The following is a 20,088-nucleotide window of genomic DNA, read 5'->3' on the forward strand; positions in this document are numbered from 1 at the left end:
AGATATTTCGGAGATGACGATGTTCGTTGACCACGTTCGCATCCACATTCAAGGCGGCGCCGGCGGCGCAGGTGTTGCTTCGTATCACCGCGAGCATGGCAGGCCGAGGGGCAAGCCGGATGGGGGCGCCGGCGGCGCAGGGGGCGATGTCATCATCCGGGCGGACCACGGTAGTTCGTCCTTGATATCGTTTGCTCAGCACCCGCATTGGAAGGGAGGCAGCGGGGTTCACGGTGAGGGTGACCTGCGCAACGGCGCTCGCGGCGACCACGAAATCCTCCGCGTACCGCTAGGCACCCGAGTCATTCTCGACGATGGCACCGTTGTAGCCGACTTGGTGAAACATGGGTCAGAAATCGTCGCTGCTCGTGGCGGTCGCGGGGGCCGCGGCAACTATGCCTTTATTACAACCCGGCGAAGAGCTCCGGCTTTCTGCGAACAAGGCGAGTACGGCGACGAGCTTTGGGTAACACTTGAGCTTCGACTACTCGCGGACGCGGCGCTTGTAGGGTTTCCGAACGCTGGCAAGAGCACCTTGATTGCTAGGGTGTCGGCCGCAAAGCCAAAGATTGCTGACTATCCGTTCACCACTTTGACCCCACATTTGGGAGTGGTGAGCGTGGGTGAGCGCGAGTTTCTCCTCGCAGACATTCCCGGCATAATCGAGGGTGCAGCCGACGGTAAGGGCCTTGGCCATGAGTTTCTCCGCCACGTCGAGCGCGCTCGCGTTCTCGTCGTGCTCCTTGATCCGACCTCTCTTCAGCAGTTGTCGGTTGGAGAGCAATACGACATTCTGCTCCAAGAGCTAGCAGCGCACGACCCCGGCCTCGCCCGCCGCCCGCAGATCGTCGTGGTCAACAAAATCGATGCTGTCGCGGAACGCTCTGACATCGAAGCATGGGCAACTGACAGGGGGCTCGAGGTTCATTTCATCTCTGCGGTCACCGGTGCGGGCCTCATAGGACTGATACATACGATTGCTGACCGTGTAGACGAACGTGTCCGCGAGGCTCCCGAACGTGAGGGTTTTGTGTTGCATCGCCCATTGGAAAGCGGGTTCACTGTTGCCCGTGAGAACGAAACCTGGGTAGTGATCGGTCGTGCCGCGGAGCGCGCTGTGAACCTGTCGGACCTGACGGTGCCAGAGGCGGCGGATTTTGCCGCAAAGCGCCTGAAGTATGCGGGCATCGAAGACGCTCTGGCCGCAGCGGGCGCCGTCGCGGGTGACGACGTACAGATCGGCGACATTGTTTTCACGTTCTCTACTGACACCGAAGACTTCGAAGAAGACCCAGAGATGTTGCAATGAGGACCAAACTCGATGCGTCGGCGTCCATTGTTATCAAGATTGGGAGTTCGTCGATCACCCACCCAAACGGCGGTGTCGATACAGACGCGCTGCGGCGAATAGTCGATCAAGTGGTGACATTGAATCGCCGTGGACACCGTGTCGTCCTCGTGTCATCGGGGGCAGTGGCCGCCGGGCTACCGGCGCTAGGAAAGACCGAGAGACCGAGCGATATCGCTGGGCTGCAAGCCGCAGCAGCGGTTGGGCAGGGTCGGCTCATGGAGGTCTACTCAGCAGCGTTTGGGAGCGCTGGTGTGGTGGTCGGTCAGGTGCTCCTAACCAAGGACATACTTAGAAACCGCCAGCAGTACGTCAACGCAAAACAGACGCTCGAACGTCTCGGCGACCTCGGCGCAGTCCCGATTGTCAACGAGAATGACACTGTGGTGGTCGACGAACTCCGCATCGGTGACAACGACAGGCTCGCGGCAATCGTGTCACACATGATCGATGCCGGTCTTCTTCTGATTCTCACCGACACTCCCGGTGTCTACGGAACCGATCCAAGAATCGATCCCGAAGCTAAGTTGCTCGATGCGGTGCGTCACACCGATGAAGTGCTCGAAACGATCCGCGACGCCACGACGGCGGGCCATTTTGGCACGGGGGGCGTGGCCACCAAGATCGCCGCCGCGCAGATCGCTGCATGGTCGGGCATACCGACAGTTATTGCTGGCGCCGGTATCGAGCGGGTAGCCCTTCGTTGCGTGGACGGAGAGTCGATCGGGACGTGGATTGCGCCCCGTGATCATGGGCTCAACGCCCGGAAGTTGTGGATCGCGTTTGGCTCACCATCCGAGGGCAGCGTGTCAATCGACGACGGAGCGTTCGGAGCGCTCGCGTCCGGTGGTGGTTCGCTGTTGTCGGTCGGTGTTTTGTCGGTTGTGGGCTCGTTCGCGGCTCGGGCACCGGTCGAGATTGTTGATGCGCGAGGTTCGCTCGTCGGCAAAGGCATCGTGATGGAGGCCGCTCAAGCGATCCGCGACATGGCTGGGAAGCCGACGGCGGATGGTGGCGGGCCCGTGATCCACCGCGACGACCTTGTGGTGCTGGGATGACTGAGTCCCCGGTTTTGCAGATCGCGGTGCGCTAGATACGGTTCAGACATGGATTCAGACGCGACGCTTGACAATCTCGTGGCCGGGATGACCATCGTGTACGGCGGCAACAGAGTCACTCACATCCCGCAAGACCTCGCTGAGGCGTTTCGGGCGGGGGACCGTCTCGTCGTGGTACACGACACCGGTGCGTTGCTCCATATCCCGAAGTCAGAACATGACACGGTATATCAGGCTGTTGGGGCGGCGGTCGAATCGTTCAGTGCTCTCGGCGCGGTATCGGATGCCGCAATCACCGACTTCTACGATGTCTGTGCGGACAACCTCGCTGACGACGAGATCTTTTCACTCATCACCGTAGAAAACAAGGCGGATGTTGCGGATGCAAAAGCGCGGGGGCGGTCGACAAGCCGGCTCATCCTGAGTGAAAAGATGAGATCAGATATGATCGACGGTCTGCGTACCTGGCGGGACGCGCCCTCGCAACGCAACGTCGTCACAGAGACAATTCACCACGATGGTTGGCAGGTCGATCAGATTCGCTGCGGCCTTGGAGTTGTCGGGTTCGTTTTCGAGGGTCGCCCAAACGTGTTTGCGGACGCTACAGGTGTCTTGCGATCAGGCAACACTGTTGTGTTCCGCATCGGATCGGACGCCCTGCGTACCGCGCGGGCGATTATGCGCCATGCTCTAACGCCGGCGCTCGAAGCTTCCGGCCTGCCTAGCAGTTCGGTCGTTCTGGTCGATGTAGCGTCACACGCCGGGGCTTGGGCTTTGTTTTCGGACAGCCGACTGGCGTTTGCCGTGGCCCGCGGTTCCGGGGGTGCGGTGTCTCAACTCGGTGCTGTTGCTCGCCAGGCCGGCATTGCTGTGAGCCTCCACGGTGCTGGCGGCGCATGGATCGTTGCGGCCGACGACGCCGAGCAGACGGCGTTCACCGAAGCGGTGTATAACTCGCTTGACCGCAAGGTCTGTAACACCCTGAACACGGTTGCCGTCGTTCGGTCAAGGGCGCACGAACTTGTCCCGCAGTTTCTCGACGCATTCGAGCACGCCGCGCAACGTATTGGCGTGTCCCCAAAACTGCATGTGCGTGGCCGCGACCAAGAGTACGTCCCGCTGTCGTGGTGGGAGGACACCACCGTGACCCGACCTGATGGTGAACATACGGAATCCAAGACTTCGGTGTTGGATGACGCCAGTATCGGCGAGGAGTGGGAATGGGACGGCAGCCCTGAAGTCACGCTGATCGTTGTCGACACGGTCGCAGAGGCCGTCAGCCTCTTCAACGAGTACAGTCCCCGGTTTGTAGCGAGCCTGATTTCGGCCGACCCTGGGGCGCACCAGATGTTTTTTGATCAAATTGACGCCCCGTTTGTTGGCAACGGGTTTACGCGATGGGTTGATGGGCAGTACGCGCTTCTGGCACCGGAACTTGGCCTATCGAACTGGCAGTCTGGTCGTCTCTTCGGGCGTGGAGCGATCCTTTCCGGAGATTCCGTGTTCACCGTGCGCTCACGGGTGACTCAGTCGGACCCCTCGATCGGCCGTTGATCCGACGCGTACTCGGGTACAATTGTCACACCCGAGACCGATCCACCGAGAGCAGAGTTCATGACGAGTCGACATTTGTGGGACGGCGTACCGGACGTGTTGAGCGCACTGGCGGACGCTGGCTACCTTGCCGACATCCCCATTGCTCAAACAGTGTTTCTTGCGGACCGACTTCAGAAACCGATCCTCTGTGAAGGTCCCGCCGGCGTCGGGAAGACGGCGCTCGCGCTCGCGCTCGCGAAAATCAGCGGGCGCCGGCTCGTCAGATTGCAATGTTACGAAGGCCTCGACGAGGCGAGGGCGTTGTACGAATGGGACTACCACAAACAGCTACTCCGACTCCAGTTCGATGAGGGGAAGAGCTGGGGAGAAGTCGAGGGCGACATATTCGGTGAGGACTTTTTGATGACTCGGCCGCTTCTTGAGTCGATCACGAGCGAGGAACCGGTCGTCCTACTCGTCGACGAAGTCGACCGGATCGAGATGGAGACCGAAGCCCTGCTGCTCGAGGTGTTGGACAGTTTTCAAGTGACCATTCCAGAACTCGGCACGATCACGGCAAAGACTCGCCCACTCGTCGTACTCACCTCAAACAACACACGCGAGTTATCGGAGGCCCTCAAGCGGCGGTGTCTCTATCTCCACATCGGGTACCCGACAGTTCAGCGAGAACAGGAGATACTTGCTGCGCGCGTTCCCGGACTGTCCCAAAAGCTAGTCGAGAGCATCGCCGCCACGGTTGCCTCGATCAGGGAGCTTCCGCTGCGAAAACCTCCTTCTGTAAGCGAGTCGATCGACTGGGCTCGGGCGCTTATCGCTCTTGGGATCGACGATCTCATGGGAGAAGATCCGGCAGGTCTGATGAACGTCCTGTTGAAGCACCGCGAGGATCTGGACACCGTCCATAGAGAGTTGAAACTCCAGTAGTGCACCGGTCGCTGGCTGCGTTTTCTGAGGAGCTGCGGGCGGTGGGGGTGCCGGTGTCGATGGTCGAGACTACGGATGCCGCACAAGCCCTCTGTCACACCGATCTTGGCAACGAGCAACTCGTTCGCGAAACCCTTGCAGCGACGTTGGTGAAGCGATCGACACATCGCACCGCCTTCGATATCGCCTTCGATGTCTTTTTCGTAGGCCGCGCATTCGGACCGGACATGACATTGGATCCCACCGACGATTCTTTGGCCACATCAGAAAGCGAGGGCACCAACGGCAACGGCGGCTCGCAAGGTGGTGGGACCGGTGGTGGGGCTTCGGGCGGTGCGGCAGATGAAGTGGTTCTCGATCTCCTATTTGATGCCCTGAGAGACGGCGACGATGGTCTGCTGTCTCGCAGTGTGCGCAGCGCCGTGAAGCGCTTTGGAGGGGTACAACCCGGCCGACCCGTCGGTGGCCGCTACTACTTCTACCGAGTAATGCGGCGCATCGAGGGCACTGGATTCACCGGCCGATTGCGTGCCGCAATGGAAGGAGACGAGCAACGGTCGGCACTAGCCGACAGGCTTCTGGACGAGGCAGTTGCACGGCGGATGGAATTGCTTGTCACCGAGGTGAGACGGGAGATTATCAGACAGCTAGTGGCCGATCGAGGTGTCGCCGCGGTAGCGAGGACGCTGCGCGTCACTCTTGTGGAAGACCTTGATCTGACGAACGCAACCTCGGCGGAGCTTGCCGAGATCGAAAGGGCGGTTCGTCCGCTGGCCCGCAAAATCGCTAGCAAAGTGGCCGCTAAACGTAAACAGGATGATCGCGGAAGACTCGACGTCCGACGTACGGTCCGACGTTCCCTCGCCCATGGCGGTGTATTTTTGCACCCCGTGTTCAGACCGAGGACGAGATCCAAACCCGATGTGCTCGTTCTCGCTGATGTGTCTGGCTCCATGGCGACATTCGCTCGATTTACCCTGCAACTCACCCATGCCCTGGCGTCACAGTTTTCCGGCGTGAAGACTTTTGCATTCATTGACGACATCGATGACGTGTCGGCGTACTTTCGCCCGGGCGTCGCCTTCGGCGAGGCGTTGCGACGCATGACCGCCGAGGCCGCAATCGTGGGCCTCGATGGGCACTCAGACTACGGGGCGGTGTTTCGAGGGTTCCGAGACCGGTACCTTGACATGGTCCACGACAGGTCTGTGGTGCTCATCGCGGGCGACGCACGGAGTAACTTCCGCGATCCTGAAGCGGGTGCGCTTGCGTCGATAGCCGACCGTGCTCGCTCGGTGCATTGGCTCAACCCTGAGCCGAAGCGCTACTGGGACACTGGGGACTCGATCATGTCAATGTACGCGGGTCTTGTCGACGAGGTCGTCGAAGTCAGAACTCTGCGACATCTCGAACTCTTTGTTGAGCAGCTCGTGTTCGATCCGCGCCCCAAAGTGCGTTCCCGCGCCTCAATGTCCTAACAAGGCTGCGCTAACCGGTTCACAGGTTGTCGATATCGATCCCAGGGGAGTAGTCGCGTTGCAGTCATTGCACTCTCAAGTTCGACAGACCTGTGCCGATAGATCACAGGTGTGGCCAAGCCGACGCTTTGCCGATGGAGTGTGCAAACACGCAATGTGCGAGGAGAGTGCACGCGTGCAGAAACTAGTTCTGGTTGTTGAGGATTCGCAAGTTATTCAGCGGCTTATCGAAGTGTGCCTGCGGCCGGCGGGATTTGACGTCGAGATGCGTGACGACGGTCCGACCGGTCTCGAAGCAGCCCTCGAAATGAAACCCGATCTGGTGATTCTCGATGTTGGTCTTCCTGGCATGGACGGGTGGGAAGTGCTTGCCGAGATTCGCTCAAGCGAAGACGCCGCTGATCTCAAGGTGATGGTCCTCACTGCGCACGCCCAAGAAGAGGTCCGCCAGAGGGCTGATGAGGTCGGTGCAGACGCATTCTTGACAAAGCCGTTCCGACCCAACGAACTCCGCGAGATGGCAATTAGTCTCGTCGGTCTAAACATTCTTAGCCGCGGCTAGCCACGACAGACATCCCGATCGTCGGGAAGTAGAGTCGGCTACCGCATGTTCTCCGCACCAGCAGGGCGTAAGGCTGCACGCGCGGCCTATGTCTCCCCTCCGGGAACACCGGCACCCTCGCGTCCACGACCGGATTCGAACCGTTTTGCCCCTGAACGAGCGACGTCCATGACTTGGCGTCCGAGATGTGTTTCTCGTTCGAGTCCGTCGGCGAGGGTCAATCCGATACCATCGAGCATGGCCCGGCGGTCGCTGCGAACGGTGTCCTGTGGGTAGGCCGCGATTAGGCTTGCGAGGGCTGTAGCGTTTTCCAAGGCCTCCCCGACGGGGGTAACTCTGTTGATGAGACCGATGGCAAGAGCTTCGTCGGCCAAGACCGTGCGCCCCGTCAGCAAAATGTCGAGTGCGCGGCCAAGGCCGACTATCCGCGACAGTCGTTGTGTACCGCCGTCGATGAGGGGCACTTCCCAACGACGTTCGTAACATCCGAACTTTGCGGTGTCAGCGGCGACACGTAGGTCGCACCACAGGGCGAGTTCGAGTCCGCCGGCGACACAGTATCCCTCGATCGCTGCGATCGTCGGTTTTGGGGAGTCGAGACGGGTGAACCCGAGCCAGCCGTCTTCGTGATCTGTGAGATCGAACGATTTTAGGTCGGCGCCGGCGCAGAAAGTTCCACCCGCCCCGGCAAGGATCGCGACTGCCACGGTGTCGTCATCAAAGAATCGGCGCCATGCGTCCCGTAGCTCGCGAGCGGTCTCGTAGTCAATGGCGTTGCGTCGCTGCGGGCGATCAATCGTGATGATTGCGACTTTGTCTTCGCGTTCGTATCGAACTGTCATCCGATCTCCTGCTCGACGAACCGATGCGTCACTCTACCGCGGTCCCATGTGCGCGTCTTGGTGACAGGGGTTCCTGCGCCCACTCGTTTTCGATACGGTGGCAACGGAGGGATTGGAACAGCTCGTGCGGGTAACAGTCATTTTGTTGGTATTTTCCATCGGTATCGGGGGGCCGCCGACCTGTGGGCAACAGATGCCCGTACCCGGTGGCAGCATTTTGCGATCTTTCGAACCGTTGGGCAGGTTTGGTGGCCATTGGGGTGTCGACATCGCCGCCCCTGTTGGCAGCACCGTGCAGGCGATCTTGCCTGGCACTGTGTCGTTCTCGGGGACTGTCGCCGGCGTGATGTCCGTTACGATCGCCCATGGTCGCGGGCTGAAAACTTCATACTCGTACCTGAATGGGAAGTCAGTGTCGGTTGGCGAGCGGATACCGGCGGGCGCAGCGATCGGCGTCTCCGGCGTTGACCATGGAGTGGGTGCACTTCATCTGTCGCTTCGACGGTTCGGACAATATGTCGACCCGATGTTCGCTTTGTCATGCGGAACACGCTCGGCCGTACACCCGTTTCTGGCTCCCGAGCAACCGTGACAGGGTGCCTCCCGTCCGCTCGCAGTCGGCAGGTAGTGCGCGAAGGGGTATCCTGCGCGACGTGCAACGCGGAATCCTTGGGGGAACATTCGACCCACCGCATCTCGTCCACATGTTTGCGGGCGAAGCGGCGTATCGCGACCTTGGTCTCGATTTCGTCACGTATGTCCCCAACGGCTCACCGTGGCAAAAGGCAGGGCGCTCCGTGTCCCCTTCGCAACACAGGTGGCAGATGACAAAGCTCGCCGTGGCTGGTGTTCCATATTTCGAGGCGTCCGATGTCGAGATAAACCGTCCGGGATGGACCTACACGATTGACACCCTCGAAGAGTTCGGCGAAGGCGACGACGTGACATTGATTTTGGGTGCTGACGCAGCTCGGAGCCTGCCGTCTTGGAACCGCGCCGACGACGTTCGTGCTCGTGTGCGCATCGCGATCGTGCCCCGGCCAAGCGATGACCGCCGCGACGTCGATGCTGCACTAGACGGTTGGGATTGTGTGTGGCTTGACACGCCCGCGGTGTATCTATCAGGGACGATGTTGCGCAAGCGTGGTCGCGAGGGCAGAAGTCTACGATTCCTGGTTCGCGAAGCCGTCTGGGAATATATCCAAGAACACCAGGTCTACAACGATGGTGCGTAGTCGGGGCGCCGCTCGGGGTGTTGGCTGGACTCTTGTGCTGATTGTTGCGTTTGTCGCGGCTGCGTTTCCTTGGTTGCAAGACCGGTGGGACCAGTGGTCGACGACCCTTCAGGACGAAGCCACGCAGGTGTCACCCTTTTCTGGCGTTGCGGCGCCGGACGGTAAGTCTGAGTCGATTCTCATCATCGTCGAAGATCAGCAGGGTGCGGTGGCTTCGATGGTCTTGGGGTCGCTGTCCGAGAGTGGCACGCCCGTGTTTGCGATTATCCCGAACTCAATCTTCACTCTGTTGCCCGGATACGGCGAGTTCAAAATACTTGAGACGACGTTGTTCGAGGACGAGCAGTTGGCGCGGGTGACAGTCGAAAACATGCTCGGAGCCCGTATCGACCGGGTACTTGCCCTCGGGCCGGGTGACATTTCGGCTGCGTTGCACACCGATATTGATGTTGAGCTTTCGACAGAGTTGGCCGTGCGCGATGAGTCTGGCGCAGTGCGTGTGGTGTTCGATTCAGGACGCCAGATACTTGACGGAGATCAGGTCGAAACGCTCATGTTCGTCCGCGGTGAGAGCGATCTTCTCGACTGGACCGAACGCCAGAGCAGCGCCTGGACAGCGATCCTTACCGCGATCCAACAGCGTCCCAACATTGCTGACCTGCTCGCGCCGACGAGTCCCAGCGCAGACTTGCTCAAGGCGATCGCTAAGGGTCCGAGAGTGGTTCTTGTCCCTGCACAACCGGTGTCGCCCGGGTCCGAAGGTGAAGGATTCGTGCTGAGTGGCTCCGCCGCTGAAGATTTTGTCGTGTCGAGAATCCCGTCATTGAAACTGTTCGACGGCAGTCGGCCTCGTGTTGAGCTCCTCAACGGCAACGGTGGCATCCAGTCGACTAGATCGATTGCAGAGGCGCTGATCCGTGCTGGTTTCAGAATCGTGCGGACAGACAACGCTACCAATTTCGACTTTGAACACACGCTCGTTGTAGCACAGGGGCGGGGGGCAAAGCAGGTCGCCGAGGTGGCCGCACGCGTGATTTCGGTCGACGAGGTCCTCATCGAACTCGACACTCCGTCCGGTGTCATCGACATCAGTATTATTGTGGGTAAGGACATCAATTCTGGAGAGGTTTAAGAGTCATTAGCGCACATCGAGAATCCGTCCGGGCCGCGCAAATCGCTGCAGCAGCGGTACTGGACAAGAAAGGTCTCAACCCCGCCATGTTGGACATGTCCGAGCTGATGCCCGTCATCGATATTTTTTTGGTGGCCACGGGGACATCGACGCGGCACGTCAAGACGCTGGCGCAAGAGATTGAGTATCAACTCAGGGAGCAGATGGACTATCGGCCGGTCCGCAGGGAGGGCCTCGACGCTGCACGATGGGTGTTGCTCGACTACGGCGATATCGTCATCCACGTATTTGATGAGGAGACGAGGGCGTACTACAACCTGGAGCGCCTCTGGGCCGACGCGCCGCTCATTGAGGTTGGACAGATCGCCCAGGAAGCCTGATACAATCCGCCGTCGGCGTTAGCCAACCAAACCCTACAATGGGGCTGTAGCTCAGCTCGGCAGAGCACTTGCATGGCATGCAAGGGGTCAGGGGTTCGAATCCCCTCAGCTCCACCAGAAATATTCTGTCTGCCCGAGGCTTTCGAGTCCCTGCCGGGCCTGCAAAGTCTCTACCCGTCTCTTGCCTTTTTGGAGTTCGCGCCTTCGGCGACGGTTCCGGTTGGGCTTTCGGTGGTGGCGGGATTGAGTTTCTAGGGTTCGAATCCCCTCAGCTCCACCGCACGAAATCACCCGGTCTCGCGGTGATTCCGCTGTGCCAAGGCTGGTCTGGCTGTTGCGAGATCTGCCGAGAGTCCACTCGCGGCAGAACTGTCAGACTACGAAATCTCCAGGCAGACTCGTGCTTCGGGTTCTCCCTAGACGGTGATTACCACGTTGCCGATCTTCTGGCCCGACTCCACATAGTGATACGCCTCAACGATCTGATCCAACGGATACCGCCTGTCAATCACCGGCTTGAACTCTCCCGATTCGATGAGCCGTTTGAGATATTCGACGGCCTCGGGGTCACGACGGGGTATCGGGAACACAAGTTTTCTCCCCCGAAACAGCGGCGTAAGGAGCGCCAGGATCGGTCCGTGCCAGAGGATGCCGACATCCGATGAGATGTATATTCCGCGAGGCTTCAGCAGCCGGCGGCAGCGTCGGAAGGAGCTCTTCCCGACCGCATCGAGAACCAGGTCGTACTTCTGGTCATCCTGGGTGAAATCCGTGGTCTGGTAGTCGACGACCCTGTCTGCCCCCAACCTTCCGACGAGGTCTACGTGGGCGGTGCCGCAGACCGCAGTCACGTCGGCTCCGAGGCTTTTGGCGATCTGGACCGCCGCCGAGCCGATCGCTCCGGTTGCGCCATAAATCAGCACGGCCTGCCCCTTCCGAACCTTTGCGCTCCTCAGCATGTTCAACGCGTAGTGGGAGCCTTCGGTGCTCGGAGCGGCCTTCTCGAACGTCGAGGTTGTGGGGATGCGTGCGATCAGCCGCCCGGCCCGGACCGTCATGTATTCAGCATGAGCCCCGAATGTCCCCTCGCAGTAGCCACACACTCTGTCAGCCAAGCTAAAAGCCGTTACGTCAGTGCCGACCGCCACAACTTCTCCAGCAAATTCGTTCCCTAGGACGGTGGCCTTCGGTCGACGGAATCCGCTGAAAAACCTGATGAGGAAAGGCGTGCCGCCGCGGTAACCGCAGTCGGTTCGATTGACCGTAATTGCATGAACCTTGATCAGGAGTTCGTCATCTCCGGGTGACGGTTTATCGAGTTCCTCGACCCGCACGATTTCCGGTGGGCCGTATCTGGTGCGAACTGCTGCCTTCATCTCAGCGTCAAGATTAGTGGGCGTCTCCACCATGGACGCCCTCCCTGGTCATCGCATGTGGGCGTTTCAAGAACTTGATCGCGGTGCGCCGGTTTCGAGGATCGCTGAATCGGAGCCGGTAAATGGCGATAAACGCGGCCCTACGCGATCCTGTATGTGGTGGCCTTGGTCTTGCGGGCGTCAGGAGTGGGGACGCAGGCGAGCGTCGGATCCCGCGCTAGTCTGGTGGCTGGATCGCTCGACAGGTCCGGCAAGGACGAATTCCGTTACGGTGGCCGCTGAATGTATCGTGGGACGTGCGTTCTCGGCAAATGGCCGTATCCGTACGCTGGACCGCTGTCCCTCACAAACACCTCGCAGGAGCACCATGCGCACCACTACCTTCACCTCAGAATCGGTGACGGAGGGGCATCCCGATAAAGTCGCCGATCAGATTTCCGATGCGGTCCTCGACGCTGCGTTGGAGCAGGATCCGTTGTCACGGGTGGCGTGCGAGACCTTGGTGGCACCGGGGTGGGTGGTCTTGGCCGGTGAGATGACAACCACTGCGAACCTCGACATCGATCGTATCGTTCGCGAGAAGATCATTTCGATTGGATACGACAGAAGCGAGCTTGGCTTCGATGGTTCGACGGTGGAGATTCGCAACCTCATGGGCCAACAGTCGGAGGACATTTCTCGCGGTGTCGACGGCTCGGAAGAGTCTCGTTCTGAGGGAGCTGATGAGTTCGACCAGCTCGGGGCCGGCGACCAGGGCATGATGTTCGGGTATGCGTGCGACGACACCGACACCCTCATGCCATTGCCGATCTATCTGGCACATCGGCTCAGCGAACAGCTTGCCAAAGTGCGAAGAAACGGGGCACTGCCGTGGTTGCGCCCTGACGGAAAGACCCAAGTGAGCGTCGCATACGAGGGCGGGTCCCCAGTCGGCGTCGACACGGTACTCGTGTCCACCCAGCACGACCCCGATGTCTCGCTCGACGCTGTCATCCGTCCAGCCATCATTCAGGATGTCATCACTCCGATCCTCTCCGATCGGTTCATGTCGGACGACCTGATCGTCCACGTCAACCCGACGGGGCGGTTTGTGATTGGGGGACCTGCGGGCGATGCCGGCATAACGGGGCGCAAGATCATTGTCGACACGTACGGGGGCATGGGTCGTCACGGTGGTGGGGCGTTCTCGGGGAAAGACGCTACCAAGGTCGATCGATCCGCGGCCTATGCGGCTCGGTGGGTCGCCAAACACGTTGTCGCCAGCGGCGCTGCGCGGCGCTGTGAACTCCAGGTTGCGTATGCCATTGGGATTGCCAACCCGGTCTCCGTGCTGGTCGAGACCTTCGGCACCGAAACAGTGGACCCGCGACAGATCGAAGCCGCGATCTCGAAGGTGTTCGACTTACGACCCGCCGCAATAATCGACGCCCTCGATCTACGGCACCCACGGTTTTCGGCCGCCAGCACCTACGGTCATTTCGGGCGCCGAGGACCGATGTTCACGTGGGAAGAGACGTCGCGCCTCGACGTGTTCGCATCGGTAGTTGGTCTGTAGCTAGACATGGGCTCATCCAGGCTCCAACTTCGGTACGTGTGGTTTGCTCGCTATCCTGCATCTGGAGGATTTGCATGACCAGCCACCCGCAAGTCGTCGGTATCGGCGCCGCCCTTGTAGATGTTCTCGCCTCGGTGCGAGACAGTTTCGTCGAACAACACCCGCTCCTTGAAAAGGGTGCGATGACCCTCGTTGACGCTGACCAGGCCTCGCAGATCTACTCGTCCATGCCTCCGGGTATTGAGTCGTCGGGTGGGTGCGCAGCAAACACCATTGCCGGCATAGCGTGGCTCGGTGGTCGCGGCGGATTTATCGGCAAGGTAAAACGGGACCAGCTCGGTGAAGTGTTCGAGCACGACCTGCTGGCCACGGGCGTCACATACACAACCGAAATGGCCACGGACGGGCCACCCACCGGTCGCTGTTTGATCCAGATCACGCCGGACGCCGAGCGGACGATGAACACCTACGTCGGCATGGCTCACATGCTGGAACCGTCGGATATCGACGACGCGATGATCGCAAACGCCGACATTCTGTGCTGTGAGGGCTTCATGTGGGATTCGCCGTTGCCTCAAGCATCAGTGTTGCGCGCCATCGACGTTGCCAGGAAGAATGGCACCAAGGTGGCGCTGTGTCTCAACGATCAATACTGCGTCGAGCGGCATCTCGACGAATGGCGCCAGCTCATTGCGGACGGCATTGACATCATCATTGGCAATGATGAAGAAGCCATGGCCCTGTATCAGACAGATGATTTCGACGAGGCGTGCCGCCTTGCACAAAGAGACGTTGACTACGTAGCGTTCACTCGCGGAGCCGATGGGTCAACCGTGTTGAGCCGGACTGAAAGAGTTGACGTCGACGCCATTACGTTCGGCGAGGTTGTCGACACTACCGGGGCCGGCGACCTCTACGCCTCGGGTTTCTTATTCGGTCTCTCCAATGGCTTAGACATCGCCACCTCAGGCAAGCTTGGCAGCATGACCGCAGGCGAGGTGCTTGGACATCCTGGCGCCCGCCCTGCGCGGCCTCTGTGGCAGGTTGCGGTTGCGTCGCAGTAACCGCCGACAGGTCATACCTCGAGTCTCAGCTCTGCAAGGCAAATGAGCAGACGTTTCGGCGAATTCGTCGTCTTTCTCTCTTCCGCAAGCGTCCTCGTGATCGAAATCGTGGCTGGACGGATGCTCGCTCCTTACGTTGGGGTCACACTCGAAACGTTTACAGGAATCATCGGCGTGATACTTGCGGGTATTGCGTGGGGAGCGTGGCTTGGCGGTAGGCTGGCGGACTCTCGTGACCCGACCGGAGTAATTGGTCCCGCACTTGCGGTTGGCGGCGTCGCAGCGGCGCTGTCACCGTCCATCATCGATATCGTCGGCAGGTCGGTGGGCACCGATCCCATCTCGATTGTGTTTGCTGCCGGCACCGCGTTTCTCGTACCTGCGATCGCGCTTTCCACGGTCGGGCCGTTGGTTGTAAAAGCCTCGCTGACATCGTTGGACGAAACCGGAGCCACTGTCGGCCGCTTCTCAGCAATCGGCACCGTCGGCGCAATCGCGGGCACATTTCTCGCCGGATTTGTTCTGCTTCGCATCTTCGGGACGCGTCAGATCGCGTTCGGTGTCGGCGTCCTTCTCGTTGCGGTGGGTGTGGCCGTTATGGTGCGAGCGTCCGGGTGGAGGTCCGGAATCGGGCCGACCGCGGCGCTTCTTGCGGTGACCGGGCTTGCTGGGGTTGTCACGAGTCCTTGCGAATTCGAGACCGAGTACGTGTGTCTGGCGGTCATTGTTGACGACGAACGTCCTACGGGACGCGAGATCTGGAGTGACATTTACAGAATCTCGTACGTCGACGTCGAGGACGGCTCACACTTGGAGGCGCGCTACGCCCGCGCTATGGCACAGGTCGTCGACGGGACTTTCGCAGGTACCGTGCCACTGAGTGCGTTGTACGTCGGTGGGGGAGGGTTCACAATTCCGCAATGGTTGCTGGTTACTCGCCCCGGTTCGACGAACACCGTTCTTGAGATCGACCAAATCATGGTTGATGTCCTCGAGGACGAACTCGCATTTGATGCGAACCGGAATGGCAACACAACCCGCATCGGAGATGCCCGTCTGCTGATTGCCGACGAGGCTGCCGACAGCTACGACATCGTGGTCGGTGACGCGTTCTCGGGCGCGACGGTGCCGTGGCACCTGACCACGGTCGAGTTTCTTGACGAGGTGCGCCGAGTGCTTCGCCCCGACGGTGTGTACGTCATAAACGTGATCGACTACCCGCCTCTGAGTTTTGTCCGAGCCGAGGTTGCCAGCTTCTCAATGGTGTTTCCGTACGTCGGTGCACTTGCCCCGTTGCGATATCTCGATGGTGAGGCCGGCGGAAACTTCGTCCTCGTCGCCTCAGATGCGCCGATCGCTGCGGCGTCAATCACCGTCTTGGTCGAGGACGGGAGTGGCCTGATCGTCGGGGGTGATGTGCTTGTATTCACAGACGGTGCCGCCCCGCTCACCGACAACTTTGCCCCCGCGGATCAGCTCATCAGCCGACGCTAGACACTCGACGCCCCGGGGCAGGCTTCAATCGGTCTCAAACTCGGGTTGCTCAAGGCTGGTGTCTTGCCCGTAGGTCATGTACATCGTGATTGCGAACTCGACGTCGTCCGAATACGAGACACGGTGTTTCACGTTGGGGAGGATCACCATCTCACCGCCGGCCGAGACCACCAGGTTGCGCGGATTTTCGGCATCCTTCTCGACGAAATGTACGGTGCCTGCAGCCACCCGCAATTTGGCCCAGCACGTCGTTGCATGATCCGTCAGGAGGCGAGTGGGGACGGTGTCGGATGTGAACCACGGCGTCGTGCGACCCTCGACAAGACCGTCCGGCAAGGTGACGCTGTTCATACTGGTCCTTCCTCTATTGCCAGTATGGCCCACAACGCCAGTGAGAACCAATGGTTTTCTTCGCGCGCCGATGCGGGGTTCACGATTCGTCGGACGGTTGGTACCCTTGCAGCTTCGCAAAGACGGACGGACCATGGCGTCATACGACATTTCAGCGATCGAGAAGAAGTGGCAGGACCGCTGGGAAATCGCGGGAACTTCGCGTGTATCGAAAGATTCGGACCGGCCGAAATTCTACAACCTTCAGATGTACCCGTACCCGTCGGGCGAGCTGCACATGGGTCACTTGCGCAACTACACCTACACTGACCTGTTGAGCCGCTATAAGACAATGCGCGGTTACAACGTGCTCGCTCCGATGGGGTGGGACTCCTTTGGCCTGCCAGCCGAGAACGCCGCAATCAAAACCGGGATTCACCCACGGGACTTCACTGAAACGCAGATCGTGAAGATGAAACAACAGCTGCGTCGTCTCGGGAACGTGTACGACTGGGACCGTGAGGTGGCGACTCACCGTCCGGGCTACTACCGCTGGACACAATGGATCTTTCTCCAGCTTTTTAACAAGGGATTGGCATACAAGAGCGATGCTCCGGTCAACTGGTGTCCGCAGGACCAGACGGTGCTCGCAAACGAGCAGGTCGTCAACGGCGAATGTGAACGGTGTGGGACCGTTGTTGTCAAGAGAGTCTTGTCGCAGTGGTTCTTCAAGATCACCGAGTATGCCCAACGGTTGCTCGACGACCTGGACACACTTCAAGACTGGCCTGACCGTGTTCGCACGATGCAACGAAACTGGATCGGGCGATCAGAAGGTGCCCAGTTTTCAATGGACATCGCTGAACACCCTGAAGCGTCTGTCGAGGTGTACACCACCCGCCCGGACACAACGTTTGGCATGACGTTCGTCGTTCTTGCCCCCGAACATCCGCTTGTCGAGCAGCTCACCGTGGGGACCGACTTCGAAGCCCCAACCCGTGCCTTTGTGGCAGAGGTTTCGAAGGCTTCCGAGATCGATCGGATGTCCGCGGGTGCCGACAAACGTGGGATGTTCATCGGCGTCCATTGCACCAACCCAGTCAACGGTCGCCAGATCCCGGTATACATTGCGGACTACGTGCTCATGGGGTATGGGACCGGTGCAATCATGGCCGTCCCCGGCCAGGACCAAAGAGACTGGGACTTCGCTACGAAGTTCGGCATCGAGATCATCCGCACAGTGCAGCCGCCTGGTGATTTTGACGGTGAGGCATATACGGGCGACGGCCTTGTGATCAACTCAGAGTTCCTCGACGGTCTCGACATGAAAGCCGCCAAAGCCAAGATCATCGACTGGTTTGAGGAGCGGGGGAGCGGGGAGCGCACTGTCAATTTCAGGCTACGAGACTGGCTGATCTCTCGCCAACGGTACTGGGGTTGCCCGATACCGATCGTGCACTGCAAGACCTGCGGCGCGGTCCCGGTCCCCGAGGACCAGCTTCCGGTGCTGCTGCCAGACGTTGAAGACTACAAACCGAAAGGCAAGTCGCCGCTTGCCGCGGTAGAGTCTTTTGTGCACACGTCTTGTCCGCAATGCGATGGACCCGCTCTGCGCGAGACAGACACGATGGACACATTCGTCGATTCGTCGTGGTACTTCCTGCGGTACACCGACGCCCTCAACGAGGCAGCCCCATTTGATCGCGACGATGCCGACTACTGGATGGGAGTCGACCAATACATCGGCGGTGTCGAACACGCAATATTGCACCTGCTCTACGCGCGGTTTTTCACGAAGGTGTTCAACGACCTTGAAATGGTGTCGGTGACTGAGCCGTTCAAGGCTCTGTTCACCCAAGGGATGATCATCAAGGACGGCGCGAAGATGTCGAAGTCGAAGGGTAACGTCATCTCGCCCGACCGCTACTACGAGCGCTACGGCGCGGACTCCATCAGGTTGTACGAGCTGTTTATCGGTCCCGCGACCGACGACGCCGTGTGGAACGACAATGGTGTCGAAGGTACCTCAAGGTTTCTCGATCGTATCTGGCGGATGGGCACTGGCGCACTCGGCACCTTGGTCGAACGAGAGACCAATCAGACGGATGCCGAGATCATCAAAGTCGTGCACCGCACCGTGAAGAAAGTGACGCGCGATATCGACCGGTTTGCATTCAACACTGCGGTTTCTGCGTTGATGGAATGTTCGAATGCCTTGGCCTCTTGGATGCGGTCCGACGATGGTGGCAACAGGTCCGTGTTCGATTCTGTCTTCCCGATGATCGTCAAGGTTCTCGCCCCCATGGCTCCACACGTGACGCACGAGTTGTGGGAGCGTGCAGGGAACGAGACCATGCTTGCGACCGAACCCTGGCCAGAATGGGATGAAGCGCTGGTCGCGGTCGACACCGTAACTCTTGTGATCCAGGTCAACGGCAAGCTGCGAGACCGTATCGACGTGCCAGTCGAAATCACTAAGGACGAGGTGACGGATTTGGCGCTGAAATCTGCAAAGGTCCAGGCGATCCTTGACGGCGCGGAGCCGCGCATGGTAATCGCTAAGCCTCCTAAGATCGTAAACGTCGTCATCTGATGGTCAGTCGGCCGTCGTTCTCTGCCAACGAGCCGATTCTCCGCGCCGGAGTGTCGTTGGAAGCCGTCCGAGCTGCGCTGCCGCTAGTCGACCCCGAAGCCGTTCTGATTCGCCAGGCCGGCTTGCTGATGCGGCGCACATGGGCGCCCGGCATATTTGCCGTCACGCTGCCGTGGGGGGTGTACGCCCATCCCAGGGTGATGTGGTGGTGGACCAGCGCGACACACGACGACGACCTCGTCGAACTGATCATTCATGAGCTCGTACACATTCAGCAACTGCGTTCGAACGGGACCGCAACACACGCGTTCAGATACGCCCGCGACTACCTGTCCGGCCGCAGCAAAGGCAAGACGCACCAAGAGGCATACGTCGGGATCCCTGCCGAAGTTGAAGCACGTGCGCTGGCGCACGAAATCGTCACACGTGGCTGAGCACGCTGGCGACGAACTCGCTACGGACCACCGGTTCCTTTCGGGGACCATGTGGTCGCTTTCGGCGGTGTTCGGGGCCGTCATCGGAGGTTTCTTCGGGGCCGTTGTCGTCTTCGCCGCTGTTGGTAGGTTGGCCGACGAGACCGTCGGCGTCGCGATTACAGCGGGAATGCAGCTCGTTACGTCGGCGGGCATCCTCTACGTACTGTCGCGCGGATGGCGTACCGACGATTTTCCGCGCTCCGTCGGCCTCGTTGTGAAGCTCCATGACTGGTGGGCTTTCTTCGCGGGTTTTGCGCTCCAGATAGCCATCGTCCTGGCTGTTGTTGCTCCCACCCTCGCGCTGCTGGGGATCGAGCAGCCGGAGCAACAACAGATAGCCCAAATCATCGAGTCCTCGGCGAGCAAGTCAGGATTGATAGGACTGCTGTTCGTGACCGTTGTACTTGCGCCAGTCGTCGAAGAGGTTCTTTACCGGGGCGTGCTGCTGCGTGCAATCCTTCGCCTTGGATTGCGAGATCGGGCCGCAATCGTGATCTCGGCAGCGGTATTTGCCAGCATTCACCTTGTTGATCCGCAGGCCGCGATTGTGGTGCCTGGCTTGTTTGTCCTCGGTCTCGTGCTCGCGCGCGTGACGCTGAAGACTGGCGATCTGTCGCGCGCAATCCTGTTGCACGCGGGGGTGAATTCGTTGGCGGCGATCGCGCTAATTCTTTCGTAGCGAAG

At 59.9% G+C, this 20,088-nt stretch carries 19 protein-coding genes and 1 tRNA gene; 17 read left to right on the forward strand and 3 right to left on the reverse strand.

Translation table 11 applies throughout. From position 1 onward, the window contains the following. The first annotated feature begins 19 nt into the window (after positions 1 to 19). The 6 genes from obgE (at position 20) to IIC71_02540 (ending at position 6,927) form a co-directional block, all read left to right on the forward strand. On the forward strand, positions 20 to 1,309 hold the full coding sequence (obgE, locus tag IIC71_02515; GenBank protein MCH7668065.1) for a GTPase ObgE: 1,290 nt from the start codon (positions 20 to 22) through the stop codon (positions 1,307 to 1,309). Next, the gene (gene proB / locus IIC71_02520) at positions 1,306 to 2,406 is read left to right on the forward strand and encodes a glutamate 5-kinase (GenBank protein MCH7668066.1); all 1,101 of its coding nucleotides are present in this window, start codon (positions 1,306 to 1,308) and stop codon (positions 2,404 to 2,406) included. The genes obgE and proB overlap by 4 nt, the downstream gene beginning before the upstream one ends. Before the next feature lie 48 nt (positions 2,407 to 2,454). Continuing rightward, the gene (locus tag IIC71_02525) at positions 2,455 to 3,960 is read left to right on the forward strand and encodes a glutamate-5-semialdehyde dehydrogenase (GenBank protein ID MCH7668067.1); all 1,506 of its coding nucleotides are present in this window, start codon (positions 2,455 to 2,457) and stop codon (positions 3,958 to 3,960) included. 60 nt (positions 3,961 to 4,020) lie between these two features. Next, the gene (locus IIC71_02530; GenBank protein ID MCH7668068.1) at positions 4,021 to 4,887 is read left to right on the forward strand and encodes a MoxR family ATPase; all 867 of its coding nucleotides are present in this window, start codon (positions 4,021 to 4,023) and stop codon (positions 4,885 to 4,887) included. After that, a complete protein-coding gene (locus tag IIC71_02535; protein MCH7668069.1) occupies positions 4,887 to 6,365 on the forward strand; it encodes a VWA domain-containing protein in 1,479 nt (492 codons plus the stop codon). Before IIC71_02530 ends, IIC71_02535 begins: the two co-directional genes overlap by 1 nt. 154 nt (positions 6,366 to 6,519) lie before the next feature. Beyond that, on the forward strand, positions 6,520 to 6,927 hold the full coding sequence (locus IIC71_02540; protein ID MCH7668070.1) for a response regulator: 408 nt from the start codon (positions 6,520 to 6,522) through the stop codon (positions 6,925 to 6,927). A gap of 86 nt (positions 6,928 to 7,013) precedes the next feature. Here IIC71_02540 and IIC71_02545 read toward each other — a convergent pair whose 3' ends face one another. Then, positions 7,014 to 7,769 carry a crotonase/enoyl-CoA hydratase family protein gene (locus IIC71_02545; protein MCH7668071.1) on the reverse strand — a complete coding sequence of 252 codons (756 nt, stop codon included), beginning with the start codon at positions 7,767 to 7,769 and terminating at the stop codon, positions 7,014 to 7,016. Positions 7,770 to 7,893: 124 nt separating this feature from the next. Between IIC71_02545 and IIC71_02550 the strand changes: the two genes are divergently transcribed. The 5 genes from IIC71_02550 (at position 7,894) to IIC71_02570 (ending at position 10,633) form a co-directional block, all read left to right on the forward strand. Continuing rightward, a complete protein-coding gene (locus tag IIC71_02550; protein MCH7668072.1) occupies positions 7,894 to 8,361 on the forward strand; it encodes a M23 family metallopeptidase in 468 nt (155 codons plus the stop codon). A gap of 61 nt (positions 8,362 to 8,422) precedes the next feature. After that, entirely contained in the window at positions 8,423 to 9,004 is a 582-nt protein-coding gene (nadD, locus tag IIC71_02555) for a nicotinate (nicotinamide) nucleotide adenylyltransferase (GenBank protein ID MCH7668073.1), read from the forward strand. Further along, positions 8,994 to 10,136, forward strand: a complete 1,143-nt coding sequence (locus IIC71_02560; GenBank protein ID MCH7668074.1) for an LCP family protein — start codon at positions 8,994 to 8,996, stop codon at positions 10,134 to 10,136. Before nadD ends, IIC71_02560 begins: the two co-directional genes overlap by 11 nt. A 5-nt stretch (positions 10,137 to 10,141) precedes the next feature. Continuing rightward, positions 10,142 to 10,516 (forward strand): ribosome silencing factor, encoded by a 375-nt coding sequence (gene rsfS / locus IIC71_02565; protein MCH7668075.1) that lies wholly within the window; start codon positions 10,142 to 10,144, stop codon positions 10,514 to 10,516. A 40-nt stretch (positions 10,517 to 10,556) separates the two neighbouring features. After that, a tRNA-Ala gene (locus IIC71_02570) sits at positions 10,557 to 10,633 on the forward strand. A 299-nt stretch (positions 10,634 to 10,932) separates the two neighbouring features. Here the strand turns inward: IIC71_02570 and IIC71_02575 are convergent. Then, positions 10,933 to 11,892: an NAD(P)-dependent alcohol dehydrogenase gene (locus IIC71_02575; protein MCH7668076.1), complete on the reverse strand. Its 960-nt coding sequence runs from the start codon at positions 11,890 to 11,892 to the stop codon at positions 10,933 to 10,935. Between the two features lie 367 nt (positions 11,893 to 12,259). Between IIC71_02575 and IIC71_02580 the strand changes: the two genes are divergently transcribed. From IIC71_02580 to IIC71_02590, 3 genes are all read left to right on the forward strand, one after another. Beyond that, the gene (locus IIC71_02580; GenBank protein MCH7668077.1) at positions 12,260 to 13,447 is read left to right on the forward strand and encodes a methionine adenosyltransferase; all 1,188 of its coding nucleotides are present in this window, start codon (positions 12,260 to 12,262) and stop codon (positions 13,445 to 13,447) included. A 74-nt stretch (positions 13,448 to 13,521) separates the two neighbouring features. Continuing rightward, positions 13,522 to 14,511 (forward strand): adenosine kinase, encoded by a 990-nt coding sequence (locus tag IIC71_02585; GenBank protein MCH7668078.1) that lies wholly within the window; start codon positions 13,522 to 13,524, stop codon positions 14,509 to 14,511. A 42-nt stretch (positions 14,512 to 14,553) separates the two neighbouring features. After that, positions 14,554 to 16,005 (forward strand): fused MFS/spermidine synthase, encoded by a 1,452-nt coding sequence (locus IIC71_02590; protein ID MCH7668079.1) that lies wholly within the window; start codon positions 14,554 to 14,556, stop codon positions 16,003 to 16,005. Positions 16,006 to 16,029: 24 nt separating this feature from the next. Here the strand turns inward: IIC71_02590 and IIC71_02595 are convergent, their stop codons facing one another. After that, positions 16,030 to 16,356 carry a DUF1971 domain-containing protein gene (locus IIC71_02595; protein ID MCH7668080.1) on the reverse strand — a complete coding sequence of 109 codons (327 nt, stop codon included), beginning with the start codon at positions 16,354 to 16,356 and terminating at the stop codon, positions 16,030 to 16,032. Positions 16,357 to 16,489: 133 nt separating this feature from the next. Here IIC71_02595 and IIC71_02600 point away from each other — a divergent pair, with 133 nt between their 5' ends. From IIC71_02600 to IIC71_02610, 3 genes are read left to right on the forward strand one after another with little or no spacing between them, the layout of a single operon-like run. Continuing rightward, positions 16,490 to 18,928: a leucine--tRNA ligase gene (locus IIC71_02600; protein ID MCH7668081.1), complete on the forward strand. Its 2,439-nt coding sequence runs from the start codon at positions 16,490 to 16,492 to the stop codon at positions 18,926 to 18,928. Beyond that, positions 18,928 to 19,362 (forward strand): hypothetical protein, encoded by a 435-nt coding sequence (locus tag IIC71_02605; GenBank protein ID MCH7668082.1) that lies wholly within the window; start codon positions 18,928 to 18,930, stop codon positions 19,360 to 19,362. Before IIC71_02600 ends, IIC71_02605 begins: the two co-directional genes overlap by 1 nt. Further along, positions 19,355 to 20,083 carry a CPBP family intramembrane metalloprotease gene (locus IIC71_02610; GenBank protein ID MCH7668083.1) on the forward strand — a complete coding sequence of 243 codons (729 nt, stop codon included), beginning with the start codon at positions 19,355 to 19,357 and terminating at the stop codon, positions 20,081 to 20,083. The genes IIC71_02605 and IIC71_02610 overlap by 8 nt, the downstream gene beginning before the upstream one ends. Positions 20,084 to 20,088 lie beyond the last annotated feature (5 nt).

It is taken from the genome of Acidobacteriota bacterium (genome assembly GCA_022562055.1).
In the GTDB taxonomy this organism is placed as follows: Bacteria; Actinomycetota; Acidimicrobiia; order Spongiisociales; family UBA5794; genus BMS3BBIN02.